The sequence below is a fragment of the Paraburkholderia sp. JPY419 genome (assembly GCF_050435705.1).
In the GTDB taxonomy this organism is placed as follows: Bacteria; Pseudomonadota; Gammaproteobacteria; order Burkholderiales; family Burkholderiaceae; genus Paraburkholderia; species Paraburkholderia youngii.
This window is the reverse complement of the sequence record NZ_JBNDKV010000002.1, coordinates 1,971,415-1,997,870: the sequence shown is the minus strand read 5'-3', so window position 1 is coordinate 1,997,870 and position 26,456 is coordinate 1,971,415. Positions and strand designations below refer to the sequence as shown.

Here is a 26,456-nt window from a genome sequence, read left to right as displayed (position 1 = left end):
CAACACTACCGTTTTGGCAGTCGTGATGCGCGAGGCCCGCGCCCGCTTCGTTACACCCGACCTTTACTGGATCTTCTTGGCCTTTTCGAAGGCTTCGTCGATCGTGCCGACCATGTAGAACGCTTGCTCCGGCAGGTGATCGCACTCGCCTTCGACGATCATCTTGAAGCCGCGGATCGTTTCCTTCAGCGGCACGTACTTGCCCGGCGAACCCGTGAACACTTCAGCGACGTGGAACGGCTGCGACAGGAAACGCTGGATCTTACGAGCACGCGCGACGGCGAGCTTGTCTTCCGGCGCGAGTTCGTCCATGCCCAGAATCGCGATGATGTCGCGCAGTTCCTTGTAGCGCTGCAGCGTTTGCTGCACGCCGCGCGTGATCGAGTAGTGCTCTTCGCCGATCACGTGCGGGTCGATCTGACGCGAGGTCGAATCGAGCGGGTCCACCGCGGGGTAGATACCGAGCGAAGCGATGTCACGCGACAGCACGACGGTTGCGTCCAGGTGGCCGAAGGTCGTAGCCGGCGACGGGTCGGTCAAGTCGTCCGCAGGGACGTACACGGCCTGCACCGACGTAATCGAGCCAGTCTTGGTCGACGTAATCCGCTCTTGCAGCTTACCCATTTCTTCAGCCAGCGTCGGCTGATAGCCCACCGCCGACGGCATACGGCCGAGCAGTGCCGACACTTCGGTACCGGCCAGCGTGAAACGGTAGATGTTGTCGACGAAGAACAGCACGTCGAGGCCTTCGTCACGGAAGTGCTCGGCCATCGTCAGACCGGTCAGCGCAACGCGCAGACGGTTGCCCGGCGGCTCGTTCATCTGGCCGTACACCAGCGCGACCTTGTCGAGAACGTTCGAGTCCTTCATTTCATGATAGAAGTCGTTCCCTTCGCGGGTACGCTCGCCCACACCGGCAAACACGGAGTAACCGCCGTGTTCCTTCGCGATGTTGTTGATCAGTTCCATCATGTTCACGGTCTTGCCCACACCGGCGCCACCGAACAGACCCACCTTACCGCCCTTTGCGAACGGGCAGATCAGGTCGATAACCTTGATGCCGGTTTCGAGCAGTTCGGTCGACGGCGACAGTTGGTCGAACGCCGGAGCCTTCTGGTGGATCGCACGCGTGGTTTCGCTCGAGATCGGGCCGGCTTCGTCGATCGGACGGCCCAACACGTCCATGATACGGCCGAGGGTCGGCTTGCCGACCGGCACGCTGATCGGGTTGCCCGTGTTCTTCACGATCGTGCCGCGGCGCAGACCGTCCGAAGCACCCAGACAGATGGTACGGACCACGCCGTCGCCCAGCTGCTGCTGGACTTCGAGCGTCAGCTCCGAACCTTCGAGAATGAGCGCGTCGTAGATCTTCGGCATGGATTCACGCGGAAATTCCACGTCGATCACCGCGCCGATGCACTGTACGATCTTGCCTTCTACCAAAGCAGTAGTACTCATCGCTTTTCCTTTAGATACTCAATTCTTCACTCGCGCAAAGGCGCAGTTTCTCCGATGGGTGCGCCGCTCGGGCGCACACGCAACGACCTGTCTGACCGAGGTCAGACGGCCGCCGCTCCACCGACGATTTCCGACAGTTCTTTCGTGATCGCGGCCTGACGGCTCTTGTTGTACACGAGCTGCAGATCGCTGATGACCGTCTTCGCGTTGTCCGAAGCGGCTTTCATCGCGACCATGCGGGCCGACTGCTCCGATGCCATGTTTTCCGCGACGGCCTGATAGACCAGCGCTTCGACATAACGCACCAGGAGTTCGTCCACCACTGCTTGCGCATCAGGCTCGTAGATGTAGTCCCACTGCGTGCTCGGCGTCGTACCGTCTTCTTCCGTGCGCTCGAACTGGTCCGCCGACAACGGCAGCAGTTGCTCGATCACCGGCTCCTGCTTCATCGTGTTGACGAAGCGCGTGTACGCGAGGTACACCGCCGAAATCTTGCCTTCCGAGAACAGGTCGAGTTGCACCTTCACCGCGCCGATCAGCTTTTCCAGATGCGGCGTATCGCCCAGTTGCACGACGTTCGACACGACCTTCGCCTGCAGACGGTTCAGGAAGCCCAGACCCTTGCTGCCGATCGCGGTTGCCTCGATCGTCTTGCCCTGGCCTTCAAGTTCCTTGAACCTCTGCAGCGACGCGCGCAGCACGTTGGTGTTCATCCCGCCGCAAAGACCTTTATCAGTCGTGACGAGGATGATACCGGCCGCCTTTGCGCCTTCGTTCGACACCATGAACGGGTGACGATACTCCGGGTTCGCACGGCTCATGTGCGCGGCGATGTCGCGGACCTTGTCGGCATACGGGCGAGCAGCGCGCATGCGCTCCTGAGCGCGGCGCATCTTTGATGCGGCCACCATCTCCATCGCTTTCGTGATCTTGCGCGTGTTTTGCACGCTCTTGATCTTGCCGCGAATTTCCTTCATTCCAGCCATTGCTTGCTCCTTTGTCGGCCCGAGTTAGCGCTTCAGCGCTTACTCGGGTCCCATGCAAAGCGGCCGAAGCAGCGCGGGAGCATTCGCATGCGGCCCGCGCCGCTTCAAGGTCCGTTTATGCCTTGCGGATCACTCGCGGATCAATACGCGCCGGACTTCTTGAAGTCTTTGACTGCCGTGTGCAGCAGGCCTTCGTCGTCCTTCGAGAGTTCCTTGGTATCTTCGATACGCTTGACCAGGTCAGCATGGCTCGACTTCAGGTGATCGCGCAGGCCCTTCTCGAACGGCAGGACTTGGGCAACTTCGAGGTCGTCGAGATAGCCGTTGTTCGCTGCGAACAGCGACACAGCCAGTTCCCACACTTGCAGCGGCTGATACTGCGGCTGCTTCAGCAGTTCCGTCACGCGGCGGCCGCGCTCTAGCTGCTTGCGGGTCGCTTCGTCGAGGTCCGATGCGAACTGCGCGAACGCAGCGAGTTCACGGTACTGCGCGAGGTCGGTACGGATACCGCCCGACAGCTTCTTCACGACCTTCGTCTGAGCCGCACCACCCACACGCGACACCGACACGCCAGCGTTAATTGCCGGGCGGATACCAGCGTTGAAGAGGTCGGTTTCAAGGAAGATCTGGCCGTCGGTAATCGAGATCACGTTCGTCGGAACGAATGCGGTCACGTCGCCTGCCTGCGTTTCGATGACCGGCAGTGCCGTCAGCGAACCGCTCTTGCCCTTCACTTCACCGTTGGTGAACTTCTCGACGTACTCTTCCGAGACGCGAGCAGCACGCTCGAGCAGACGCGAGTGCAGATAGAACACGTCACCCGGGTAAGCTTCACGGCCCGGCGGGCGGCGCAGCAGCAGGGAGATCTGACGGTATGCCCAAGCCTGCTTGGTCAAGTCGTCATAAACGATCAGCGCGTCCTGGCCGCGATCGCGGAAGTATTCGCCCATCGTGCAACCGGCGTACGGCGCGAGGTATTGCATTGCGGCCGAATCCGAAGCCGAAGCGGCGACGACGATCGTGTATTCGAGCGCGCCCGATTCTTCGAGCTTGCGCACCACGTTCATGATCGACGAAGCCTTCTGGCCGATCGCGACGTAGATACAGACGAGGTTCTTGCCCTTCTGGTTGATGATCGCGTCGACTGCGACTGCGGTCTTGCCGCACTGACGGTCGCCGATGATCAGCTCACGCTGGCCACGGCCGATCGGCACCATCGAGTCGATCGACTTCAGACCGGTTTGGACCGGTTCCGAAACCGACTTACGCCAGATCACGCCCGGTGCAATCTTTTCGATTGCGTCGGTCATCTTCGCGTTGAGCGGGCCCTTGCCATCGATCGGGTTGCCGAGCGCGTCGACCACACGGCCGAGCAGTTCCGGACCAACCGGCACTTCGAGAATGCGGCCCGTCGTCTTGACGATATCGCCTTCCGAAATGTGTTCGTATTCACCCAGAATCACGGCGCCGACCGAGTCGCGCTCGAGGTTCAGCGCCAGACCGAAGGTGTTACCCGGGAATTCGAGCATTTCGCCCTGCATCACTTCCGACAGACCGTGGATACGCACGATACCGTCGGTCACGGAGATCACGGTGCCCTGGTTGCGAACGTCTGCGCTCGCTTCAAGGCCCTGGATCCGGCTCTTGATCAGCTCGCTGATCTCAGAGGGATTGAGTTGCATTATTCGCTCCTGATAGTCAATTCTGTTGCGTGCCAGCCGCTAAAGCGCGAAGCGCTTCAGGCCGTCAGGGCCGTTTGCATCCTGGCGAGCCGCGCGCGGACCGAGGTATCGAGCACTTCGTCGCCGACCGTCACGCGTACGCCGCCGATCAGCGACTGATCGATTTCGACCGTCGGCTTCAGCTTGCGCTTGAACTTGCGTTCGAGGCTTGCGACGAGTTCGTTCAACTGCGCACCTTCGAGCGGGAATGCGCTGACGATCAGCACATCTGCCGCGCCTTCGCGGGCGTTCTTCAACTCTTCGAACTGCGAGGCGATTTCAGGCAGCAGCTGCAGGCGATGGTTGTCCACCAGCATCTGCACCAGATTCTTCGCTTGCGCGTTGTCCTTGAGCGGCGACTTGACCGCAGCCAGCAGCAGATCGCTAACCTGGGCGCGGCTCACTTTCGGGCTCGAGGCGATCGACAGCACATCGGGCAGACGCGCAACCTGTGCCAGCTCCTGCACGAGCGTGGACCAGGCGGCGATGTCACCAGCTTCGGCCACGCCAAACAGCGCTTCCGCGTACGGACGGGCGATGGTTGCAAGTTCGGCCATGATCAGAGCTCGGCTTTCAGTTGATTCAGCAGGTCAGCGTGAGCTGCCTGGTCGACTTCGCGCTTCAGGATCTGTTCAGCGCCCTTCACAGCGAGTGCAGCGACTTCGCCACGCAGCGCTTCGCGCGCTTTCACGACTTGCTGGTCCGCTTCGGCCTTCGCCTGCGCGATGATGCGGGCGGCTTCCGCCTGCGCCTGAGCTTTGATTTCGTCGGCGACTGCGACAGCGCGCTTTTCAGCGTCGGCGATGCGTTGCTGGCCATCGTTGCGAGCCTGAGCCAGTTCCTGGTCGACGCGCTTATGAGCGGCTTCGAGTTCCTGCTTGCCCTTTTCCGCGGCGGACAGACCGTCGGCGATCTTTTTCGCGCGCTCGTCGAGGGCGTTGATCAGCGGCGGCCACACGAATTTCATCGTGAACCACGCGAGGATCAGGAACACGACCATTTGCGCAAACAGGGTTGCGTTGAGATTCACGGTGTTTCCTTAAACGTTGCTTGTTCGGAAAGTGAAACGGCAAGGCGCTCATCGATTCTGCTCGATCAGCGCCCCAGTACCCGTTCCGCCCTGCGCCTTTACTTGTTATAGCTCAAGCGCAAACCTCCGAGGAACCTCAGCCGGCCAGCTTCGAGAGCAGCGGGTTCGCGAACGCAAACAGCATTGCCACACCAACGCCAATCAGGAACGCCGCATCGATCAGACCAGCCAGCAGGAACATCTTGGTTTGCAGCGGGTTCATCAGTTCCGGCTGACGGGCACATGCTTCGATGTACTTGCCGCCCATCAGACCGATACCGATACAGGCGCCGATAGCACCCAGGCCGATGATGATGCCGATACCGATGGCGGTCAGACCCTGGATGTTGGCGATGAAAGCTTGCATGATCACTCCTTTGTGAAAAGTCTTTTAGAACTGGTTGGAACTGGGATTTAAAAACTACGAGTCTTTGCCGACAACGCGGGTTAGTGCGCGTCGTGTGCCTGGCCGATGTACACCAGCGTCAGCATCATGAAAATGAACGCCTGCAGCAGAACGATCAGGATGTGGAAGATTGACCACACTGTGCCGGCGACCACGTGGCCGATGAAGCCAAGCACCGTCGTGTCCGCGCCGAAGCTCCAGATGCTGCCGAGCAGGGCAATCAGCAGGAACAACAGTTCCCCCGCGTACATGTTGCCGAATAGCCGCATGCCGAGCGACACCGTCTTCGCGACGAACTCGATGATGTTCAGTGCCAGGTTCGGGATCCACAGCAGCGGATGCGCGCCGAACGGAGCGGACAGCAGTTCATGCACGAAGCCGCCAGCGCCCTTGATCTTGAAGTTGTAGTAAATCATCAGCACGAACACGCCGAGTGCGATGCCGATCGTGCCGTTCAGGTCGGCGGTCGGCACGAGGCGGTGGTGCGGAATGACTTCGGAGAGGCCCAGCCAGCCGATCAAGCGACCCGGCAGGTCGACGGGGATAAAGTCGAGCGAGTTCATCAGCGCGACCCAGACGAACACCGTCAGCGCGAGCGGCGCGATGAAGGTGCGCGAGCCGTGGATCATGGCCTTCGATTGATCCTCGACCATTTCGACCAGCATTTCGATCGCGCATTGGAAGCGGCCCGGCACCCCGGACGTCGCCTTGCGGGCTGCCAGATGCAGCACGAGGATCGTGACGAGACCGCACACGATCGACCAGAAAAGGGTGTCGAGATTCCACACATGGATGTCGAAAATCGACGTCTGGTGTGCGGTGGAAAAGTTCTGCAAGTGGTGCGCGATGTACTCGGACGGATCCATTGCGCGCGTGCCTTCGCTAGCTGCCATATCGTTAAAGCCACCCAAATTGTCGAAAATCGTTCTAGGCCGTTCCCACTAAAATACCGTATTGCGGGAACGCGCCGGGTGCGGGCCCTGTCTCGTCCGCACACCCGTGCCGGCGCTTCGCGCCGGCCTTAAATTCTTTTTGCTGCTATTTTTTGTGCTGCTACCTTAGCGCCACGCCAAGGCGATCCAGTAAGTCTTCAGCGCGATGAGGTAGGTCACCAGCAGCGGAATCCAACGTACGTCGTGATACCAGAAGGCGATTGCGACAAACATCGCAATCGTTGTCTCCATCTTTAATGCTTCGCCGATGATCCAACTCATCACGGTCTCGGCGCCGCTCAGCTTTTCCAGTCGCGCCGCGAACAACGCACCCGGCACCCAGCAGATCGCTCCCCCCAGGAACGCTGACAGCGCAGCAGCGCCCGGCGGCTTGTAGAACAGCCACCACAACAGCGTTGCAACCAGGGACAAAACCATTTGCGCTGCGACAACCCTGAACGGTGTCACGCGCGATGGACGACCCACGCCGGGACCAAACAGCTTTTCCGCCTCGGCCCGCGTGAGCGGAACGATATTGTTATCTTCCTGCGCGTCATCCCACGCTTCGGCCGGGTCGAACTGCCGACTGGCGGACGTCTCGGGTGCGGAGCGTTCAGCGCGGTGTCTGTCGTCACCATTTTCCGGCGACAGATTCGACGTTTTAACCGCCATCCCAATGTTCCGAAAGTCTCGTTCAGCCCGCGAGTTTACGCAGCGCTTACGGGGTTGCCGTGCAATTAAATCCGGGCGATTGTAAGCGATAGTTGCAGGCAATTCAAGACTTTAGGCCAACCTATAACGGCGTGAAACGTACCTTCACGATGCGGTAAAACATATGCTAACGACGCGAATCACGTCAAATGTAAGGTGGACGGGGGGCGGCAAAATCCGTGGGGGTAGTCGCGTGGATCGAAGCTCTTTGGCAGGCCGTTTCGACGCTGCGACGGACGTCTCGAAAATGCAACAAACGCCGCTTTTTTAAGGGCCAAACGGGACGGCGGTTCAATTCAACTGGGCCACAATCGCCGCGATTTTCATGATGATCGAGCCGCTTTGCGATGGCGGCTCGTAAGGATGATTACCGCGTCGATGTCGAAGGCTTGAAACTAGGATTCCTGATTATTTTTGCATCGTTTGTTTGGAATCCACGATAGTTGCTCGCACTGAAGGTAAACCAACTCGCGGCAGTGCTCATGCACAGCCGCCAGCCGTTCACCACCCTTCGCTGCTAAGCGCCATTCTGCGCTCAGACGTTCGCGTTCCCGCGCAAGCGGACAAGAATGCCTTCCAACGCGTCGAGATCGCCAAAGTCCACCAGCACCTGGCCGCGACCGCGTCGACCGAGCTTGATTTTCACCGTCGCCGACAACAGGTCCGACAGTTCCTCTTCTAGCCGTCGCGTGTCGCGGCCGCCATCCGGGTTCGCGCGCGCCTTGACCGCCGGCGTCACTTTCGTGGTCATCGCGACCAGCTTTTCGGTCTCGCGCACAGACAAGCGCTTGTTGACGACCTGATTGGCCAGCGTGATCTGCGTCGCGGCATCGACCGCGAGCAGCGCGCGAGCGTGACCCATATCGAGATCGCCGGCGAGCAACATCGTCTGTACCGGTGTCGCGAGATTCAGCAGCCGCAGGAGGTTCGACACCGCGCTGCGCGAACGGCCCACCGACTCTGCCGCCTGCTCATGCGTGAAATTGAATTCGTCCAGCAGGCGCTGGATGCCCTGAGCCTCTTCGAGCGGATTCAGATCCTCGCGCTGGATGTTCTCAATCAGCGCCATCGCCGCGGCGGCCTGATCGGGCACGTCCTTCACGAGCACCGGCACCTCATCGAGGCCCGCGAGTCGCGCTGCGCGAAAACGCCGCTCGCCTGCGATGATCTCGTAGCGATCCGCCGCGATCGGACGCACGAGAATCGGCTGCATCAGCCCTTGCGCGCGGATGCTTGCTGCGAGTTCCTGCAGCGCACCTTCGTCCATGCGCGTACGCGGCTGGTATTTGCCAGCCTGCATCTTGCCGAGCGGCAGTACGTTCGGCGCACCGTCGATCACCGCTGCTTCGGTGATATCCGCGGTGCCGCCGAGTAATGCCTCCAGACCGCGGCCCAGTCCCTTCTTTCTTGCTACTGCGTTCATCGTGCTTCCTCGATCCGCTTACGATGCCTGGGGCGCGTCATTCAGCGCGCGCACCCGCTCAATCATTTCGACGCCGAACTGCACGTACGCCTGCGCGCCTCGCGACGCCCTGTCGAACACCACACCGGGCAGCCCGTAGCTAGGTGCCTCGGCCAATCGCACATTGCGTGGAATCACCGCGTCGAACACCTTGTCGCCGAAGTGCTCTTTCAATTGATCCGAGACTTGCTGTTGCAACGTGATGCGCGGATCGAACATCACGCGCAGCAGACCGATCACCTTGAGGTCGCGATTCAGGTTCGCGTGCACCTGCTTGATCGTATTGACGAGGTCGGACAGCCCTTCGAGCGCGAAGTATTCGCACTGCATCGGAATGACGACGCCGTGCGCGGCGCATAGTCCGTTGAGCGTCAGCAGCGACAGAGCCGGCGGGCAATCGATCAGCACGAAATCGTACTCGCCCTCGACCGCAGCGAGCGCCGTCCTAAGTTGACGCTCGCGATTCTGCATGCCGACGAGCTCGACCTCGGCGCCCGCGAGCTCACGGTTCGCGGGCAGCACGTCGTATCCGATCGCCTCGGGCCGCACGCGCGCATCGGCCACCGCCACGCTGTCCACGAGCACCTCGTAGACCGTGTTCGCACATTCGGCTTTGTCGATACCGCTGCCCATCGTGGCGTTGCCTTGCGGGTCCAGATCAATGAGAAGGACTCGCTGTCCCTGCGCTGCCAGGCTCGCGGCCAGATTGACTGCGGTGGTCGTCTTGCCGACACCGCCCTTCTGGTTCGCAACGCAGAAGATTTTTGCCATCGTTGGTGTGTCCCTTTTGCTGCTTGGATGAAGTGAAAATCGTTGGGGTGCCTGGAGGCCGCGTGGCCGTTAGCTTTCGCTGCCCACTCGCACCTCAATCAGGTGCCGTTCGGCGTCGAGCGACGGCACGTTCAGCCGGATGATCTGTTCTACGTGGGCACCCGCCGGTAGACGCGCGATTTCGGCATCCGGCCGCACACCCTTCATCGCCCAGATCGCGCCCTGCTCCGCAACCAGATGACGGGCCAGTGTAACGAAATCCGCGAGTTCTGCGAATGCGCGCGAGACAATTACGTCGAACTTTGCCGGTACTTCGGCGCCAGGCTGCAGCGTCTCCACCCGGCCGGTCACGACCGACAGGTTCGCGAGACCCAGTTCGGCCTTTGCCTGCGCTTGAAATGCCGTCTTTTTATGAACGATGTCGTTCGTCGTGACGGTCCAATCGGGTAGCACGATCGCGAGCACGATGCCCGGCATGCCACCGCCCGAGCCCACGTCGAGCAATGACGACGGTCCGCGCGGCGCCAAATGCGGCACGATCGACAGCGAATCGAGGATGTGCTGAATCAGCATCTGCCGTGGATCGCGGATTGCCGTCAGGTTGTAGACGCTGTTCCACTTCGCGAGCAGCGCGACGTAATCGAGCAGCTTGCGCTGCTGCACGTCGCTGAGTTCGAGGCCAAGTTCACGGACACCGTCCGCGAGCAATGACGCCAAGGCCTGCTGGTCGATTCCCCTTTGCGCTGCCGTCATTGCACCACCGGCGCGCTGTCGGCGCCGGGCTCGGCAGGTTTCGACGGGCGACGCCCGAGGCCACGCTTCAGATGGACCATCAGCAGCGAGATCGCGGCAGGCGTGATGCCCGAAATACGCGACGCCTGGCCGATCGTTTCCGGCCGGAACTGCATCAGCTTCTGGCGGGCTTCGAACGACAGTCCACGCACCTCGGTGTAGTCCAGCCCTTCGGGCAGACGGGTATTCTCTTGCGCCTCGTTGCGTTCGATCTCACCGGCCTGTCGGTCGATATAGCCTTGATATTTGACGCCGATTTCGATCTGCTCCTTAATCTGCGCGAGCAGCACGGGGTCTTCCGCTAGTGCTTCAGGCGCGCCACAAGTGCCATCGCGCAGCGCGCAGACGCCGTCGTAGCTGACACCCGGACGACGCAGCAGGTCCGCGAGACTGTATTCGTGGTCGATCGGCTTGCCGAGCAATGCGGTGGCTTGTTCCGCGGATAAGGTCTTAGGATTGACCCAAGTTGAACGCAAGCGCTGTGTTTCACGTGAAACAGCGTCACGCTTGCGACTGAAGGCGTCCCAGCGGGCGTCATCGACTACACCGAGCTCGCGCCCCATCTCCGTCAACCGCATGTCGGCATTGTCCTCGCGCAAGCTCAGACGGTACTCCGCACGGCTCGTGAACATCCGGTACGGCTCGGACACCCCACGTGTGACCAGATCGTCGACGAGGACGCCGAGATAAGCCTGGTCGCGCCGCGGGCACCATGCTTCCTTGCCTTGCACGAACAGACCGGCGTTGATGCCGGCCAGAACGCCCTGCGCTGCCGCCTCTTCATAGCCAGTCGTACCGTTGATCTGCCCCGCGAAGAACAGCCCACTGATCACCTTGGTTTCCAGCGATGCCTTCAGCCCACGCGGATCGAAATAGTCGTACTCGATCGCATAGCCGGGTCGCAGGATATGGGCATGCTCCAGACCGCGCATCGATCGCACCAACTCGAGCTGCACGTCGAACGGCAGGCTCGTCGAGATCCCGTTCGGATAGAACTCGTTAGTGGTCAGACCCTCCGGCTCGAGATAGATCTGATGCGATTCCTTCGACGCAAACCGGTGAATCTTGTCCTCGATCGACGGGCAATAGCGTGGCCCCACCCCTTCGATCACACCCGTGTACATCGGCGAACGGTCGAGACCGCCGCGAATGATGTCGTGTGTCCGTTGATTCGTATGCGTGACCCAGCAGGGCACCTGGCGCGGGTGCTGCTCGACGCGCCCGAGAAACGAGAACACCGGCACCGGGTCCAGATCGCCCGGTTGCTCTTCGAGTTGCGAATAGTCGATCGTGCGACCGTCGATCCGCGGCGGCGTACCCGTCTTCAGGCGGCCCTGCGGCAGCTTCAGCTCTTTCAGCCGAGCCGACAGCGAGACCGCGGCGGGGTCACCGGCGCGGCCGCCGGTGTAGTTGTTCAAGCCCACATGGATCTTGCCGTCGAGGAACGTGCCAGCCGTCAGCACCACCGCGCGCGATCGGAAACGAATACCCACTTGCGTGACAGCGCCGACCACGCGGTCGCCCTCGACCATTAGATCGTCGACGGCCTGCTGAAACAACCACAGATTCGGCTGGTTCTCCAGACGACGGCGGATCGCCGCCTTGTACAGGACGCGGTCGGCCTGAGCGCGCGTCGCGCGCACCGCCGGCCCTTTCGACGAATTCAGGATACGGAACTGGATGCCGCTTTCGTCGGTGGCAGCCGCCATGGCGCCGCCGAGCGCATCGACCTCCTTGACCAGATGGCCTTTGCCGATGCCGCCAATCGACGGATTGCAGCTCATCTGACCAAGGGTTTCGATGTTATGGGTCAAAAGCAGCGTTCTATTGCCCATGCGCGCCGACGCCAAAGCGGCTTCGGTGCCGGCATGACCGCCGCCGACGACGATTACGTCAAATTCTGTGGGAAAAAGCATCGCGGGATCTCACGCCAGATCGTCGCGTGAGCCTTCAAAGGAAAATGTATGGGCGAATTATAACGGGTTAAGTTTCGGCCCGAATTTCGTCTGAATGGTGAAACAATAAAAAAGCGGCGTGTTTCACGTGAAACACACCGCCTTCAAACACAGCGATCGCCGAAAAAAGCGCGCGTTTATGCGGCCTTTTTAGCCAGGCCGAGATAGGTTTCGATCACCCGAGGATTCTGCGCGAGGTCGGTCGCTGGTCCTTCCAGCGCCAGCTCACCGGTTTCCAGCACATAGCCGTAGTCCGAGATTTGCAATGCGGCGCGCGCATTCTGCTCGATCAGTAGCGTCGCGACGCCCGTCTGCCGCAACGCGCTGATGATGTGGAAGATTTCCTTCACGATCAGCGGCGCGAGACCGAGGCTTGGCTCGTCCAGCATCAGCAGATCGGGCTTGCCCATCAGCGCGCGGCCGACCGCGAGCATCTGCCGTTCGCCGCCCGAAAGCGTGCCCGCCGCCTGCTTGCGCCGCTCCTTCAGCCGTGGGAACAGTTCGAACACCGGCTCCAGCTGATCGAGAAAGTTGCGCTCTCCTGCCCGCTTGCGTCGGTAAGCTCCAAGCAGCAGGTTGTCCTCGACGGTCATCGAAGCGAAAAGCTCGCGCTTCTCCGGCACCAAACACATACCCAGTGCGACCCGCTTTTCCACCGGCATCGCGCTGACGTCCTCTCCCTGATAGGAAACCGCGCCTTTCGCATGACCAGACGTCGGCAACGCGCCCATGATTGCATTCAGCAGCGTCGACTTCCCCGCGCCGTTCGGACCGATCACGGAGACGATCTGCCCCGCCCGCACCTTGATCGCCGCATTGTGCAGCGCCTCGACCTTGCCGTAACGGACCGACAGATGGTCCACTTCGAGAATCGGTCCGGCGGCCGCCACGCCGGTCGTTGTCATGTTGTCCATCATTCCACCCCACCGAGATACGCTTCGAGCACCGCCGGATCCTGCTGCACTTCCTGCGGCAGACCTTCAGCGATTCGCGTGCCGAACTCCATCACCACGAGCCGGTCCGTCAGATTCATCACAAAATCCATGTCGTGCTCGACGAGCAGCACGCTCATCCCTTCCGTCTTTAGCTTGCGCAGCAGATCGGCGAGCTGCAGCTTTTCCTGATAGCGCAGACCAGCTGCCGGTTCGTCGAGCAATAGCAGAGTCGGATCGCAGCACAACGCGCGCGCAATTTCGAGAATCCGCTGTTGACCGAGCGCCAGGCTGCCCGCTTCGTCATACATATGCTGTTCGAGGCCGACGCGGCGGATCTGCCGAGCGGCTTCGGCCATCAGCCGCGCCTCTTCCGAGCTGTTCAGCCGCACGACACTGCGCCACACACCTGCATGGCCTCGCAGATGCGCGCCGATCGCGACGTTCTCGAGCACGGTCATGCCCGGCAACAGCTTTACGTGCTGGAAGGTCCGGCCGATACCACGCTTGACGATTTCCCGTGAACTCAGCGCATCGATGCGCTCGCCGCGGAACGTGATCTCGCCGCTCGTCGCCTGCAGCACGCCGGTCACCAGATTGAACGTGGTCGACTTACCCGCGCCATTCGGTCCGATTAGCCCGATGATCTGCCCCGCTTTGACTTCGAAGCTGACATCGTTCACGGCGACGAGGCCGCCGAACTGCTTGCGCGCCTTGTTCACCGTCAGCAGGTCTTCGCCGGCCTGCGGCTTGTTGCGCTGCGGCAGAGGAACCGCGTGGTCTGCGAGATGCGCCCGCGGGCCACGCGGAAAAAAGCGTGCGACGAACGGCCACACGCCCTGCCGGGCATACTGCAGCAGCAGCACCATGATGATGCCGAACACGATAACTTCGAAGTTGCCGTTCTCGCCGAGCAGTTTCGGCAGCAGCGTCTGTAGATAATCCTGCAGCACCGTGAGGATTGCCGCGCCAAGCACCGCGCCCCAGACGTGCGAGACACCGCCCACCACCGCCATGAACAGAAACTCGATCCCGTGATTCAGCCCGAACGGCGTCGGATTCACCGCGCGCTGCAAGTGCGCGTACAGAAAGCCCGATACCGACGCAAGCACCGCCGCATAGACGAAGATCACGACGCGCATCCAACCGGTATTGACACCCATTGCCTCGGCCATCAGACCACCGCCGCGCAGCGCCCGAATTGCGCGACCCGGACGGCTATTAAGCAGATTCTGAACAGAAACGACCGAACCGAGCACGACAACCCAGATCAGGTAATAGATATGGCGGCCGGACTCGAGGTTGATCCCAAAAACATTCAGCACGGGGATGCCGTTGATGCCGTCGTACTTGCCGAGCATCTCCAGGTTGCCGAACAGGTAGAACAGCGCGAGCCCCCACGCAATCGTGCCGAGCGGCAGGAAGTGGCCGGACAGGCGCATCGTCACGAGACCGAGCATCAGCGCGACCAGCGCAGTCACGATCACGCCCGCGATCAGTGCTAGCCACGGCGACACGCCGAAGTTCGTCGTCAGATACGCGGTTGCATAAGCGCCGATGCCCACGAACGCGGCCTGCCCGAAGCTCGTCATGCCGCCGATACCGGTCAGCAGCACGAGGCCGATCGCAACGATCGAATAGAGACCGATGTAGTTCAGCAGCGTGACCCAGTACTCCGGCACATGAATCGGTTGCGGCAGAACCGGCAAAGCGAACAGCACCACGAGGAACAACCAGAAGAACTTCTTTTGCATGATCCGTTTCATCGTGTCACTCCCCTTCCTCTTCGGCATGCGGGCTCGCAAGACTGCGCCACAGCAGCACCGGGATGATTAGCGTGAACACGATCACTTCCTTATAAGCACTGGCCCAAAACGACGAATACGACTCCAGCAGACCGACGAGAATCGAGCCGGCCGCCGCGAGCGGATAGCTGACCAGACCGCCGATGATCGCGCCCACGAAGCCCTTCAAACCGATCAGGAAGCCCGAGTCGTAGTAGATCGTCGTGAGCGGCGCGACGAGGATGCCGCACAGTGCGCCGAGTCCAGCCGCCAGCGTGAACGCGAGGCGTCCCGCCTGCGTCGTGCCGATACCGACGAGCCGTGCGCCGAGCCGGTTCACCGACGTCGCGCGCAACGCCTTGCCCGAGATCGAGCGATCGAAATACAGATACAGCGCACCGATCAGCACGGCCGCGGTGCCGATCACCCACAGGCTCTGCCCGGAGATCGACAACGTGCCCACGTTGAACGTCGCATCGGAAAACGCGTTGGTGCGCGAGCCTTCGGCGCCGAACATCACGAGGCCGAGACCGACCATCGCGAAATGCACGGCCACCGCGACGATCAACAGCAGCAGCGTGGCCGCCTCCGCGATCGGCTCATAGGCAAGGCGATAAACGAACGGACCCATCGGGATCACGATCAGCAGCGTCAGCGCGATCTGCACGATCATCGGCAGCGGCTGCAGGAAGATGCCGCGCGTGAGCGCGTAGACCGCAATCGGAAACAGCAGGTACTTCCCTGCCAGCAAAGGCAGCGTGCGCGCCGCATGACGACGCCGCTCAGCATGCCGCAATACGGCCACCGTCTCGACGACGAAGCATGCTGCGCCCATCGCCATCAACAGCCAGCAGGTGGCAGGAAACTTCCTGCGTTTGCAGTGCGGCGAGCGTCAACGCGCCGTACGTAACGAACTCCCCTTGCGGGATGAAGATCACCCGCGTGACGGAGAACACCAGCACCAGCGCAAGCGCGAGCAGCGCGTAGATCGCGCCGGTCGTGATGCCGTCTTGCGCGAGGATCGCCGCAATTGATAGATCCATACTTCCTCGTCCTGAAGCGTCGAAATCGAAAAATCGGGAAACAGTCGTGACGGCGCGGCGCGTAGCCGGCCATCGATCTGCAATGTCTGAAAAGACAACCGCCGCGCCGGGTCGCGGCGCGGCGGTCGATGCCATTGTCGTCGACCACAATGGCAATGCGGCGTCATGCACCGCAGATTGCGCGAGAGGCGCGTACCGCTAGTTGTTTTTGTAAATCGTCTCAGTCGTTCTGCAGCTTCCACTTGCCGTCGACGATCTGCACGATCACGCGCGCGCGCTGGTCGAGGCCGTTGTGGTCGTTCGCGGTGGTGTTCATGATGCCGTGCGACACCGGCAGCTCCTTGATGTTTTCGAGCGCGTTGCGCAGCGCCACGCGGAACTCGGGCGTACCCGGCTGTGCGGTCTTCAGCGCGACCGGAATCGCGGCCTGCAACATCTGGCCGGCATCCCATGCGTGACCGCCGAAGGTCGCGACCGAACCCGCGCCATAAGCCTTCTCATAGGCGTTCTTATAGGCTTCCGACGACTTCTTCACCGGGTTCGAATCCGGCAATTGATCGACGACGAGAATCGGACCAGCCGGCAGCAGTTCGCCTTCGCAATCCTTGCCGCATACACGCAGGAAGTCGTTGTTCGCGACACCGTGCGTCTGATAGATCTTGCCCTTGTAGCCACGCTCCTTCAGCGTCTTGGCCGGCAGCGCCGACGGCGTACCCGAGCCCGCGATCAGCACCGCGTCGGGATTCGCGCCCATCGTCTTCAGCACCTGGCCCGTCACCGAAGCGTCAGTGCGGTTAAAGCGCTCGTTCGACACGATCTTCAGGTTGTGCGCTTTCGCAACGGCCTCGAACGTCGAGTTCCAGCTGTCGCCATAGGCGTCCGAGAAACCGATGAAGCCGACCGTCTTCACGCCGTGGTGCTGCATGTAATCGGCGATTGCGTCGGCCATCAGGCTGTCGTTCTGAGGCGGCTTGAACGCCCATGCGCGCTTCGCATCCATCGGCTGAATGATCGCTGCCGACGCCGCGAGCGAGATCACCGGCGTCTTGCCCTCAGCGGCCGGATCGAGCATCGCGAGCGAATTCGGCGTGACGGTCGAGCCGATGATCGCGTCGACGTGGTCTTCGTCGATCAGCTTGCGCGTGTTCTGCACGGCCTTGCTGGTGTCCGACCCGTCGTCGAGGATGATGTATTGCACGCTCTTGCCGCCGATCTCCTTCGGCAACAACGCGATCGTGTTCTTCTCAGGAATTCCGAGCGACGCGGCCGGCCCCGTCGTCGACAACGTGACGCCGATCTTCACCTGCGCGAATGCCGCCCCCGCGCCGCACATCAGCGCCATCGCGATGCCGGTGCGTACCCAATGCCTTGTCTTTTTCATTGCGAGTCTCCAAACGCCTTCAAAAGCGCCTATCTATAAGCCGGCTTGCTGGGCCGGGTGTCTGAATCTAGTGAGCGAGTTCAGGTGTGCCAAGCATGGTTTTCCCTGCTCGGCGCGCATACCTTCCCCGCTTTGTCGGGTACACGCCGCGTTTCTTTGCCGCGGCTCGATTCCAACCAGACTTTCATAAACCACTAATATGTTAGTAGCTTGCGTTCTGCATTATCGACGGTCAAGAGAGCGTGCGCTAAATGCGGGTTTGTCCTGAAGCACCGAAACCACACTTTTAAGCGCTGCGGACACCTCGCCCGGGTAACAAAAAAGACGCGTCTACTGCACGCGTCTTTTTCGATGAGGTCCCGTGGCGCAGAGCCTTCGCTCAGTCGCCGGCCAGCTTCCACTTGCCGTCGACGATCTGCACCATCACGCGCGCCCGCTGGTCGAGTCCCGCGTGGTCGTTCGCGCTCATGTTGAAGATGCCGTGTGACGCGGGTACATCTTTCGTGCCTTCGACTGCGGCACGCAGCGCGTCGCGGAATGCCGGCGTGCCCGGTTGTCCCTTCTTCAACGCGAGCGGGATCGCACGCTGCAGCAGCAGACCCGCGTCCCACGCATGACCACCGAACGTCGACACGGAACCCGCGCCGTACGCCGTTTCATACGCATGCTTGTACGCGAGCGCGCTTTTCTTCACCGGATTCGCCTCGGGCAATTGCTCGGCGACCAGCAGCGGGCCGGCGGGCAGCCACGTGCCTTCGCAATCCTTGCCGCACACGCGCAGGAAGTCGTTGTTCGCGACGCCGTGCGTCTGATAGTACTTGCCCTTGTAGCCGCGCTCCTTCAGCGTTTTCTGCGGCAATGCGGCCGGCGTTCCCGCGCCGGCGATCAGCACCGCGTCCGGATTCTGCGACATCATCTTCAGCACCTGGCCCGTGACCGACGCGTCGTTGCGCGCGAAGCGCTCGTTCGCGACGATCCTGATCTTCGCGAGGTCAGCGGCTTTGCTGAATTCCTTGAACCAGCTCTCGCCGTACGCGTCGGAAAAGCCGATGAACGCGACCGTTTTCACGCCGTGATTGGCCATGTGCTGCGCGATCGCCGTGGCCATCAGAATGTCGTTTTGCGGTGTCTTGAAGACCCATGCGCGTTTCGCGTCCATCGGTTCGACGATGCCCGCAGCCGCGGCCAGCGAAATCATCGGCGTGGAGGTTTCGGCGGCAATGTCGATCATGGCGAGCGAATTTGGCACGACGGTCGAGCCGATCAATGCATCGACGTTGTCTTCGCTCGTGAGCTTGCGGGCGTTCTTGACCGCCTGGGTGGAATCGGTTGCGTCGTCGAGGACGATGTAGTCGATCTTCTGGCCCGCTACTTCTTTCGGCAGCAGCGCAATGGTGTTTTTTTCCGGAATACCGAGCGATGCGGCCGGCCCTGTTGCCGACACGGTGACGCCGATTTTCACGTCCGCGAATGCATGGCCGCTCCATGCAGCCGAAACCCCGGTGGCGACCAATGCCGCGCTGATCCAACGCAATGCCGACTTCATCCTGCTCCTCTATTAAATCCGTTATTCAATTGCAATTAAATCCACGGATTTAATTGCCAACCCAGTGGTCGGTGAATAGCGAGTTTAGCGGACGCAAGTGCCCTGCTGCAAGCATTTCGAAGGCTTGTGATGTTTAGCTGCAGCGGCTGCCGAGGAATAAAAAATGGCGCGCGAAATAAGCGGGAGATCGCATCAAGTAATTCGAAAAACACAAATGAAAAAGCGCTGTTGGATATCAATCCAACAGCGCTTTCTTCTGGGCACTTAGTGCCTCAATTGTCTCCTCGTTCTCCACCTGCAAATTCGTGGTGCATCAGAACTGGATGAAGATTAAACGACGACCCCAACAGTCACAACTAGCAATTACCCTAGTGGTGCACTGCGGCACCGGATTGGGGCGTGTTATGCCCATTTCATCACAAGGTTAGCCACAGTTTGGCCCACAGCCCTGATCCAGCGGACCTTCAGCACAAGCCGCAATTAGATCGGAGGTCGAAGCAATCACGTATCGCACTGCATCAAGCACGCGCCCTCCCGAGCGGGATCAGGCAGCCAATCTCAAGCCCGCAACGGTCGCACTCGCGCAACGATCTCACCGACGATGCCGCGCCGGAACGCCAACACACACGCGATGAAAATCAGCCCCGTGACGATCGTCACCGATTCGCCGAGCGAGCGAAACCACTCGACGCCGGTCATCGACGCGAGCGCCGAGCCGATATCGCCGAGCCGGTCTTCGAGCGACACGATCAGTGCGGCGCCGAGCAGCGGCCCGAACAGCGTGCCCATGCCGCCCACCAGCGTCATCAGGATCACGAGGCCGGACATCGTCCAATAGGCATCGCTCAGCGTTTCGAAGCCTTGCACGAGCACCTTCAGCGAACCCGCGAGACCCGCGATGCCGGCCGACAGAATGAAGGCGAGCAGCTTGAAACGGTCGGTATCGTAGCCGAGCGACACCGCACGCGGCTCGTTTTCCTTGATCGCGACGAGCACCTGCCCGAACGGCGAATGCACGATCCGGACGATCAGCAGGAACGCCAGGACGATCACCGCGAGCACGACGAAATACAGCGCGACATCGGACGAAAGACTCAACAGGCCGAACAGCTTTCCGCGCGGCACGCCTTGCAGACCGTCTTCGCCGTGCGTGAATGGCGCTTGCAGGAACACGAAGTAGACCATCTGCGCGAGCGCGAGCGTCACCATCGCGAAGTAGATGCCTTGACGGCGAATCGCGAAGAAGCCAACGACGAGGCCAAGCAGCGTGGCCGCCGCGGTGCCGCTCAGCACGCCCATCTCAGGCGAAAAGCCGAGCGTCTGCATCGCATAGCCGGTAACGTAACCGGCCGACGCGAGAAACATCGCATGGCCGAAGGACAGCAAGCCCGTGTAGCCGATCAGCAGATTGAAGGCGGCCGCGAACAGCGCGAAGCACAGCACCTTCATCACGAAGAGCGGATAGATGCCGAGCACCGGCACCGCGAGCAGCACGATCAGCAGCAGACCGTAGAGCACTTTTCTCTGCATCATTTTTCCCTGCCGAAAAGACCCGCCGGACGCACGAGCAACACGAGCGCCATGATCACGAAGACGACGGTCGCCGACGCCTCGGGGTAGTACACACGCGTCAGTCCTTCGACTACGCCGAGCATCAGGCCGGTCAGAATCGAGCCCATGATCGAACCCATGCCGCCGATCACGACCACCGCGAACACCGTGATGATCATCGGCTGGCCCATCAGCGGCGAGACCTGAATCACCGGCGCGGCGAGCACGCCGGCAAACGCCGCGAGCGCGACGCCGAAGCCGTAGGTCAGCGTGATCATCAGCGGCACGTTGACGCCGAATGCCTCGACGAGCTTGGGGTTTTCGGTGCCCGCTCGCAGATACGCGCCAAGCCGTGTCTTCTCGATCACGAACCATGTCACGAAGCACACGATCAACGACGCGACGACCACCCACGCGCGATAGTTCGGCAGATACATGAAGCCGAGATTGGTCGCACCCGACAGCGCCGACGGCACGTCGTACGGCTGGCCCGACGAGCCGTAGATCGAATGGAACACGCCTTCGATCACGAGCGTGATGCCGAACGTCAGCAACAGGCCATACAGATGATCGAGCTTGTAAAGCCAGCGCAGCATCGAGCGCTCGATCGCGACGCCGACGAGTCCGACGATCAGCGGCGCGAGCACGAGCATCACCCAGTACGGCAGATTGAAATACGACAGCCCCATCCACGCGAGCATCGCGCCGAGCATGAACAGTGCGCCATGCGCGAAGTTGATCACGTTGAGCAGGCCGAAAATCACAGCCAGCCCGAGGCTCAGAATCGCGTAGAACGAGCCGTTCACGAGCCCGAGCAGAAGCTGGCTCAGCATCGCCGGCAGCGGAACGCCAAAGATGTCCATTGAAGCCCTTAGCCCTTCAAGCCATCGTCAAGGTGAGATAGGTAACGCACGATCCGGCCGGCACGCGACGTGCCGCGACGCTGCCCATCACGTGCGGCATCTGAAACGGTTACCCGCCAGCGCGTACCCCTGCTGCGCCGGCGGTTCTCTCAGGTCGGCGCGGTCCCCGACCGCATCCTGCCCTCCCCCCGTGCTTACTTCCACATCGCGCAGCGAGTCTGCGCCTTGGTCGTGAAGGCCTGATCGCCCGGAATCGTCGCCATGATCTTGTAGTAGTCCCACGGCTCCTTCGATTCGGCCGGCGTCTTCACCTGCATCAGGTACATGTCGTGGATCATGCTGCCGTCCTGACGGATGTAGCCCTTCGCGTAGAAGTCGTCGATCTTCGTCTTGCGCAGTTGCGCCATCACCTTGTCCGGATCGGTCGAGCCCACCGCCTGGACCGCCTTCAGATAGTTCATCGCCGCCGAGTAGTCGGCAGCCTGCAGGCTCGACGGCATCTTCTTCATCTTGTCGAAGTAGCGCTGCGACCACTTGCGCGTGTCGGCGTCCTTGTTCCAGTACCAGCTGTCGGTCAACACGAGACCCTGCGTCGTGTCGAGACCGAGGCTGTGCACGTCGTTGATGAACATCAGCAGCGCAGCGAGCTTCGTCGTCTTGGTGATGCCGAATTCCTTCGCGGCCTTGATCGAGTTGATCGTGTCCCCGCCCGCATTCGCGAGGCCGAGGATCTGCGCCTTCGACGCCTGCGCCTGCAACAGGAACGACGAGAAGTCCGACGCCGACAGCGGATGACGCACCGAGCCGAGCACCTGACCGCCATTCGCCTTCACGACGTCCGAGGTCGCTTTTTCGAGCGCCTTCCCGAACGCGTAGTCGGCGGTCAGGAAGTACCACGTCTTGCCACCCTGCTTCGTAACCGCCGAGCCCGTGCCGTTTGCGAGCGCGGTGGTGTCGTATGCGTAGTGGATCGTGTACGGCGTGCATTGCTCGTTGGTCAGCGTATCTGCGCCCGCGCCGACGTTGATGTAGACCTTGTGCTTCTCGCCCGCGACAGTGTTCGTCGACAGAGCGGTCGCCGAGTTGGTGCCGCCGATCACCGCGTCGACGCCATCGCGGTCGAACCACTCGCGAGCGCGCGACGCCGCGATGTCCGCCTTGTTCTGGTGATCCGCGTACAGCACCGTGATCGGCTTGCCGTTGACCTTGCCGCCGAAGTCGGCGACCGCCATCCGGATCGCTTCAAGACCGCCCTGCCCGTCGATATCCGCGTACAGTCCCGACAGATCCGTGATAAAGCCGATTTTCACGGCATCGTCGGCCGCTTGCGCGCTGCCCAGCGTCAGTGCGGCGCCGGCGGCGACCGCGAAGCAGAGTGAGGCAATTCGCGCGAGTGGGTTCTTTTTCATGCATGTCTCCTGGTTCTTCGCTTGTGGTTGTCAGAGGCAGTCGGGCGCGTGCGTGTCCGTGTCTATACGCCCAGCAAATCGTGCAGCACCGGCATCTTGCCTTCGAGCTCGCTAGCCCCGAAATGCTCGACGATCATGCCGTGCTCCATCACATAGAAACGATCCGAGAGCGGCGCCGCGAAGCGGAAGTTCTGCTCGACCATCACGATCGTGTAGCCGCGCGCCTTCAACGTGATGATCATCCGTGCGAGCGCCTGCACGATCACGGGCGCGAGCCCCTCCGAGATTTCGTCGAGCAGCAGCAGATTCGCGCCGGTGCGCAGAATCCGCGCGACCGCGAGCATCTGCTGTTCGCCGCCCGAGAGCCGCGTGCCCTGGCTCATGCGCCGCTCGTGCAGATTCGGGAACATCGCATAGATTTCCTCGAGCGACATCATGTGCGCCTCGTCGCCGACGGGCGGCGGCAGCAGCAGATTTTCCTCGCACGACAGACTCGAAAAAATACCGCGCTCTTCGGGGCAATAGCCGATGCCGCAATGCGCGATGCGATGCGTGGGCAGGCCAATCGTTTCGCGTCCATCGATCCGGATCGAGCCGGTACGGCGGCCCGTGAGACCCATGATCGCGCGCAGCGTCGTGGTGCGGCCCGCGCCATTGCGCCCGAGCAGCGTCACGACCTCGCCACGGCCGACCGACAGATCGACGCCGTGCAGAATATGGGATTCCCCGTACCAGGCTTGCAGTCCCGCAATTTCCAGCGCGGGTGCGCCGCTTTTCGTTTCGTTCGCTTCGAGGCCTTCGCGCTCGACCGTCGTATTCATGCGTGGGCTCCGGCGAGCGCCGCGTCGGCGCTGCCCATGTAGGCTTGCATCACGAGCGGATTCTTCGACACTTCCGCGTAGCTGCCCTCGGCGAGCACTTCACCCCGTTGCAGCACGGTGATCGTGTCGGAGATCCCGGCGATCACATTCATGTTGTGTTCGACCATCAGGATCGTGCGGCCCGCCGATACTTTCTTGATCAACGCAGTCACGCGGTCGACGTCCTCATGACCCATGCCTTGCGTCGGCTCGTCGAGCAGCATTAGTTCGGGCTCCATCGCGAGCGTGGTCGCGATTTCGAGCGCGCGCTTGCGGCCGTAGGCGAGCTCCACCGTCAACACATCGGCGAAATCGGTCAGGCCTACCTGAGTCAGCAGATCCATCGCGCGATCGTTCAGACGCCGCAACGTACGCTCGCTCTTCCAGAAGTGAAACGCGGTGCCGAGCGAGCGCTGCAACCCGATGCGCACATTCTGCAATGCCGTCAGATGCGGAAATACGGCGGAAATCTGGAACGACCGGATGATGCCGCGCCGCGCGATCTGCGCCGGACGTTCGCCGGTGATATCGACACCGTTGAAAACGATCTGGCCCGCGGTGGGTTCGAGGAATTTGGTGAGCAGATTGAAGCAGGTGGTCTTGCCCGCTCCATTGGGCCCGATCAGCGCATGGATCGAGCCACGGCGCACGCGCAGGTTGACGCCGTTCACGGCGACAAAGCCTTTGAACTCGCGGGTGAGGCCGCGCGTTTCGAGAATCGTATCGCCGAGAATCATGTTCCCTTCCATACGCAGTAAGGCGAAGCACTACGATCTTTCCGCGCGAAGTTCTGCGCGACTTGTTATTTTGGCGGCACCCCTTGCCGCTCGTTGGCGTGCTGCACCAATACGAACGGTGATCCATGGCGCGGCACGCAGCATGGCTGCCATTGTCGCCCCAATGATGCAGCGCATTCATTGGGATTTGCACTTAGTGGACGAGGCCTGCGGCGTGCGTGCGTGACATGCGGTTAGCACGCTTCACGAACGCGGCGGAAATCATGACCGATCCGCTCAGTTTCCATCGCACGTTGCCTGTCACACAGATGACATCGACGCAGCCACACCCATTTGCGCTGCGATGCTGCCGCTCACGCGCGCGCGACGATCCTCGCGGATCATGTCGCTCGCGCGTTCGGCGATCATCAGCGTCGGCGAATTGGTGTTGCCCGACGTGATGTTGGGCATCACCGATGCATCGACGACACGCAAGCCTTCCACTCCGATAACCCGTAGCCGGTTGTCGACGACCGCGCCGGGATCGTCGGTCGTGCCCATGCGGCAGGTGCCGACGGGATGGAAGATCGTCGTGCCGACCGCGCCCGCGGCCTGCTGCAATTCTTCTTCACTTTGATACTGCAGGCCCGGCAGAATCTCCCGCGGCTGATAGCGCGCGAGCGCGGGCGCCGCGACGATGCGGCGCGTCAGACGTAGCGCGTTTGCTGCGACGTGGCGGTCGTACCCGGTCGACAGATAATTTGGAGCGATCAATGGTGGTGCGGACGCATCGGCCGACGCAATATGAATGCTGCCGCGCGACGACGGGCGCAGCTGACACACCGACGCCGTGAACGCATTGAAGCGATGCAGCGGTTCGCCGAAGCGGTCGAGCGACAAAGGCTGCACGTGATACTCGAGATCGGGTCGGGTCAGCGAGCGATCGTCGGCATCGGACTTCGCGAACGCGCCGAGTTGCGACGGCGACATCGACATCGGTCCGCTCTGAAACAACGCGTACTGCATGCCGATCATCAGCTTGCCCCACCAGTGCGCGGACATCGTATTCAACGTGCGCACGCCCTGCACCTGAAACGCCATGCGCAGTTGCAGATGGTCCTGCAGATTCTCGCCGACGCCGCGCAGATCCTGAACGATCTCGATGCCGAGATTCTGCAGACGTGCACCATTGCCGACGCCGGACAATTCGAGCAGTTGCGGCGAGTTGACCGCGCCGGCGGAAAGTATCACTTCACAACGCGCTTTGGCGACATAGTCGACCTCGGCGCCACGATATTCGACTCCGGTGCAGCGGCGGCCGTCGAACACGACACGCTGCGTGTGGGCACCAGTAATAACTGTGAGGTTCTCCCGCTTCAACGCGGGCCGCAAAAACGCCTTCGACGCATTCCAGCGAATGCCGCGCTTCTGGTTGACGTCGAAGTAGCCGACGCCGGTGTTGTCGCCGCGATTGAAATCGTCGGTGGCGGGAATGCCGGTTTGCTGCGCGGCTTGCGCGAACTCTTCCAGAATCTTCCATTTAAGGCGCTGCTTCTCGACGCGCCAGGGTCCGCCCGCGCCGTGCGCTTCGTTGGCGCCGCCGTGGTGATCCTCGCTGCGCCTGAAGACCGGCAGCACCGCGTTCCATGACCACGTGCTGTCGTTGGTCACACGCGCCCACTCGTCGTAGTCCTCACGCTGACCGCGCATATAGATCATGCCGTTGATCGACGAACTGCCGCCGAGCACACGCCCGCGTGGATACGACAGCGTGCGGCCGTTCAGACCCGGCTCTGCCTGAGTCTTGTACAGCCAGTCCGTGCGCGGATTGCCGATGCAATACAGATAGCCGACCGGCACATGAATCCAGTGATAGTCGTCTTTCCCGCCAGCTTCTAGCAGCAGCACGCGGATCTCGGGATCTTCGGTGAGCCGGTTCGCCAGCACGCAGCCCGCGGTGCCCGCGCCGACAATGATGTAGTCGAACTCGCCTTCGAGCCGCCGTACGGCGCGAGGCGTACTGTCGGTATGACCCATCGTTCAGTCTCCTAAGCATTTTTTGCAGCGCAGGCGTGGAAGCTCGATCGCTTCCACGCTTGCGCCGCGAC

At 61.5% G+C, this 26,456-nt stretch carries 22 protein-coding genes and 1 pseudogene; all 23 read right to left on the bottom strand.

Features of this window, described 5'->3' with window-relative positions:
* Positions 1–63: 63 nt before the first annotated feature.
* The gene (atpD, locus tag QFZ91_RS15235; RefSeq protein WP_176109931.1) at positions 64–1,458 is read right to left on the bottom strand and encodes a F0F1 ATP synthase subunit beta; all 1,395 of its coding nucleotides are present in this window, start codon (positions 1,456–1,458) and stop codon (positions 64–66) included.
* A 101-nt stretch (positions 1,459–1,559) separates the two neighbouring features.
* Positions 1,560–2,444: a F0F1 ATP synthase subunit gamma gene (gene atpG, locus QFZ91_RS15230; RefSeq protein ID WP_368717643.1), complete on the bottom strand. Its 885-nt coding sequence runs from the start codon at positions 2,442–2,444 to the stop codon at positions 1,560–1,562.
* Positions 2,445–2,584: 140 nt separating this feature from the next.
* Entirely contained in the window at positions 2,585–4,126 is a 1,542-nt protein-coding gene (gene atpA, locus QFZ91_RS15225; protein WP_018432453.1) for a F0F1 ATP synthase subunit alpha, read from the bottom strand.
* A gap of 56 nt (positions 4,127–4,182) precedes the next feature.
* On the bottom strand, positions 4,183–4,722 hold the full coding sequence (locus tag QFZ91_RS15220; protein WP_176125382.1) for a F0F1 ATP synthase subunit delta: 540 nt from the start codon (positions 4,720–4,722) through the stop codon (positions 4,183–4,185).
* A 2-nt stretch (positions 4,723–4,724) separates the two neighbouring features.
* Positions 4,725–5,195, bottom strand: a complete 471-nt coding sequence (locus QFZ91_RS15215; RefSeq protein ID WP_176125381.1) for a F0F1 ATP synthase subunit B — start codon at positions 5,193–5,195, stop codon at positions 4,725–4,727.
* A gap of 136 nt (positions 5,196–5,331) precedes the next feature.
* Positions 5,332–5,601 carry a F0F1 ATP synthase subunit C gene (gene atpE, locus QFZ91_RS15210; RefSeq protein ID WP_007180033.1) on the bottom strand — a complete coding sequence of 90 codons (270 nt, stop codon included), beginning with the start codon at positions 5,599–5,601 and terminating at the stop codon, positions 5,332–5,334.
* Positions 5,602–5,681: 80 nt separating this feature from the next.
* On the bottom strand, positions 5,682–6,533 hold the full coding sequence (gene atpB, locus QFZ91_RS15205; protein WP_013090956.1) for a F0F1 ATP synthase subunit A: 852 nt from the start codon (positions 6,531–6,533) through the stop codon (positions 5,682–5,684).
* A 165-nt stretch (positions 6,534–6,698) separates the two neighbouring features.
* Positions 6,699–7,244: an ATP synthase subunit I gene (locus tag QFZ91_RS15200; RefSeq protein ID WP_429567701.1), complete on the bottom strand. Its 546-nt coding sequence runs from the start codon at positions 7,242–7,244 to the stop codon at positions 6,699–6,701.
* A gap of 574 nt (positions 7,245–7,818) precedes the next feature.
* Entirely contained in the window at positions 7,819–8,706 is an 888-nt protein-coding gene (locus tag QFZ91_RS15195; protein ID WP_129956626.1) for a ParB/RepB/Spo0J family partition protein, read from the bottom strand.
* 18 nt (positions 8,707–8,724) lie between these two features.
* The gene (locus QFZ91_RS15190; RefSeq protein ID WP_429567700.1) at positions 8,725–9,516 is read right to left on the bottom strand and encodes a ParA family protein; all 792 of its coding nucleotides are present in this window, start codon (positions 9,514–9,516) and stop codon (positions 8,725–8,727) included.
* A 69-nt stretch (positions 9,517–9,585) separates the two neighbouring features.
* Entirely contained in the window at positions 9,586–10,269 is a 684-nt protein-coding gene (gene rsmG, locus QFZ91_RS15185; protein WP_429567699.1) for a 16S rRNA (guanine(527)-N(7))-methyltransferase RsmG, read from the bottom strand.
* Positions 10,266–12,224, bottom strand: coding sequence for a tRNA uridine-5-carboxymethylaminomethyl(34) synthesis enzyme MnmG (gene mnmG, locus QFZ91_RS15180; protein ID WP_429567698.1), 1,959 nt, complete (start codon positions 12,222–12,224; stop codon positions 10,266–10,268). Before mnmG ends, rsmG begins: the two co-directional genes overlap by 4 nt.
* Before the next feature lie 176 nt (positions 12,225–12,400).
* A complete protein-coding gene (locus QFZ91_RS15175; RefSeq protein ID WP_429567697.1) occupies positions 12,401–13,177 on the bottom strand; it encodes an ABC transporter ATP-binding protein in 777 nt (258 codons plus the stop codon).
* On the bottom strand, positions 13,177–14,961 hold the full coding sequence (locus QFZ91_RS15170; protein WP_429567696.1) for an ATP-binding cassette domain-containing protein: 1,785 nt from the start codon (positions 14,959–14,961) through the stop codon (positions 13,177–13,179). Before QFZ91_RS15170 ends, QFZ91_RS15175 begins: the two co-directional genes overlap by 1 nt.
* A gap of 4 nt (positions 14,962–14,965) precedes the next feature.
* Positions 14,966–16,022: pseudogene (locus QFZ91_RS15165) on the bottom strand (branched-chain amino acid ABC transporter permease).
* A 220-nt stretch (positions 16,023–16,242) separates the two neighbouring features.
* Positions 16,243–17,403: an ABC transporter substrate-binding protein gene (locus QFZ91_RS15160; RefSeq protein ID WP_429567695.1), complete on the bottom strand. Its 1,161-nt coding sequence runs from the start codon at positions 17,401–17,403 to the stop codon at positions 16,243–16,245.
* 379 nt (positions 17,404–17,782) lie between these two features.
* Positions 17,783–18,949 (bottom strand): ABC transporter substrate-binding protein, encoded by a 1,167-nt coding sequence (locus QFZ91_RS15155; protein WP_429567694.1) that lies wholly within the window; start codon positions 18,947–18,949, stop codon positions 17,783–17,785.
* 558 nt (positions 18,950–19,507) lie between these two features.
* The gene (locus tag QFZ91_RS15150; RefSeq protein WP_429568650.1) at positions 19,508–20,479 is read right to left on the bottom strand and encodes a branched-chain amino acid ABC transporter permease; all 972 of its coding nucleotides are present in this window, start codon (positions 20,477–20,479) and stop codon (positions 19,508–19,510) included.
* A complete protein-coding gene (locus tag QFZ91_RS15145; RefSeq protein WP_176109917.1) occupies positions 20,479–21,363 on the bottom strand; it encodes a branched-chain amino acid ABC transporter permease in 885 nt (294 codons plus the stop codon). The genes QFZ91_RS15150 and QFZ91_RS15145 overlap by 1 nt, the downstream gene beginning before the upstream one ends.
* Before the next feature lie 194 nt (positions 21,364–21,557).
* On the bottom strand, positions 21,558–22,772 hold the full coding sequence (locus tag QFZ91_RS15140) for an ABC transporter substrate-binding protein (protein ID WP_429567693.1): 1,215 nt from the start codon (positions 22,770–22,772) through the stop codon (positions 21,558–21,560).
* A gap of 62 nt (positions 22,773–22,834) precedes the next feature.
* The gene (locus QFZ91_RS15135) at positions 22,835–23,593 is read right to left on the bottom strand and encodes an ABC transporter ATP-binding protein (RefSeq protein ID WP_429567692.1); all 759 of its coding nucleotides are present in this window, start codon (positions 23,591–23,593) and stop codon (positions 22,835–22,837) included.
* Positions 23,590–24,369, bottom strand: coding sequence for an ABC transporter ATP-binding protein (locus QFZ91_RS15130; RefSeq protein WP_018418872.1), 780 nt, complete (start codon positions 24,367–24,369; stop codon positions 23,590–23,592). The genes QFZ91_RS15135 and QFZ91_RS15130 overlap by 4 nt, the downstream gene beginning before the upstream one ends.
* 300 nt (positions 24,370–24,669) lie before the next feature.
* A complete protein-coding gene (locus QFZ91_RS15125) occupies positions 24,670–26,385 on the bottom strand; it encodes a GMC family oxidoreductase (protein WP_429567691.1) in 1,716 nt (571 codons plus the stop codon).
* Between the last annotated feature and the right edge of the window lie 71 nt (positions 26,386–26,456).

What these genes read in the sequence shown, in the direction of transcription:
- QFZ91_RS15190 (WP_429567700.1), bottom strand. Translation starts at nt 9,516, where the DNA reads ATGGCAAAAATCTTCTGCGTTGCGAACCAGAAGGGCGGTGTCGGCAAG.
- QFZ91_RS15170 (WP_429567696.1), bottom strand. Translation starts at nt 14,961, where the DNA reads ATGAAACGGATCATGCAAAAGAAGTTCTTCTGGTTGTTCCTCGTGGTG.
- QFZ91_RS15145 (WP_176109917.1), bottom strand. Translation starts at nt 21,363, where the DNA reads ATGGACATCTTTGGCGTTCCGCTGCCGGCGATGCTGAGCCAGCTTCTG.
- mnmG (WP_429567698.1), bottom strand. Translation starts at nt 12,224, where the DNA reads ATGCTTTTTCCCACAGAATTTGACGTAATCGTCGTCGGCGGCGGTCAT.
- QFZ91_RS15150 (WP_429568650.1), bottom strand. Translation starts at nt 20,479, where the DNA reads ATGCAGAGAAAAGTGCTCTACGGTCTGCTGCTGATCGTGCTGCTCGCG.
- atpD (WP_176109931.1), bottom strand. Translation starts at nt 1,458, where the DNA reads ATGAGTACTACTGCTTTGGTAGAAGGCAAGATCGTACAGTGCATCGGC.
- atpA (WP_018432453.1), bottom strand. Translation starts at nt 4,126, where the DNA reads ATGCAACTCAATCCCTCTGAGATCAGCGAGCTGATCAAGAGCCGGATC.
- QFZ91_RS15160 (WP_429567695.1), bottom strand. Translation starts at nt 17,403, where the DNA reads ATGAAAAAGACAAGGCATTGGGTACGCACCGGCATCGCGATGGCGCTG.
- QFZ91_RS15200 (WP_429567701.1), bottom strand. Translation starts at nt 7,244, where the DNA reads ATGGCGGTTAAAACGTCGAATCTGTCGCCGGAAAATGGTGACGACAGA.
- QFZ91_RS15125 (WP_429567691.1), bottom strand. Translation starts at nt 26,385, where the DNA reads ATGGGTCATACCGACAGTACGCCTCGCGCCGTACGGCGGCTCGAAGGC.
- QFZ91_RS15130 (WP_018418872.1), bottom strand. Translation starts at nt 24,369, where the DNA reads ATGATTCTCGGCGATACGATTCTCGAAACGCGCGGCCTCACCCGCGAG.
- QFZ91_RS15155 (WP_429567694.1), bottom strand. Translation starts at nt 18,949, where the DNA reads ATGAAGTCGGCATTGCGTTGGATCAGCGCGGCATTGGTCGCCACCGGG.
- QFZ91_RS15220 (WP_176125382.1), bottom strand. Translation starts at nt 4,722, where the DNA reads ATGGCCGAACTTGCAACCATCGCCCGTCCGTACGCGGAAGCGCTGTTT.
- QFZ91_RS15175 (WP_429567697.1), bottom strand. Translation starts at nt 13,177, where the DNA reads ATGGACAACATGACAACGACCGGCGTGGCGGCCGCCGGACCGATTCTC.
- atpE (WP_007180033.1), bottom strand. Translation starts at nt 5,601, where the DNA reads ATGCAAGCTTTCATCGCCAACATCCAGGGTCTGACCGCCATCGGTATC.
- QFZ91_RS15140 (WP_429567693.1), bottom strand. Translation starts at nt 22,772, where the DNA reads ATGAAAAAGAACCCACTCGCGCGAATTGCCTCACTCTGCTTCGCGGTC.
- QFZ91_RS15135 (WP_429567692.1), bottom strand. Translation starts at nt 23,593, where the DNA reads ATGAATACGACGGTCGAGCGCGAAGGCCTCGAAGCGAACGAAACGAAA.
- QFZ91_RS15195 (WP_129956626.1), bottom strand. Translation starts at nt 8,706, where the DNA reads ATGAACGCAGTAGCAAGAAAGAAGGGACTGGGCCGCGGTCTGGAGGCA.
- atpG (WP_368717643.1), bottom strand. Translation starts at nt 2,444, where the DNA reads ATGGCTGGAATGAAGGAAATTCGCGGCAAGATCAAGAGCGTGCAAAAC.
- rsmG (WP_429567699.1), bottom strand. Translation starts at nt 10,269, where the DNA reads ATGACGGCAGCGCAAAGGGGAATCGACCAGCAGGCCTTGGCGTCATTG.
- atpB (WP_013090956.1), bottom strand. Translation starts at nt 6,533, where the DNA reads ATGGCAGCTAGCGAAGGCACGCGCGCAATGGATCCGTCCGAGTACATC.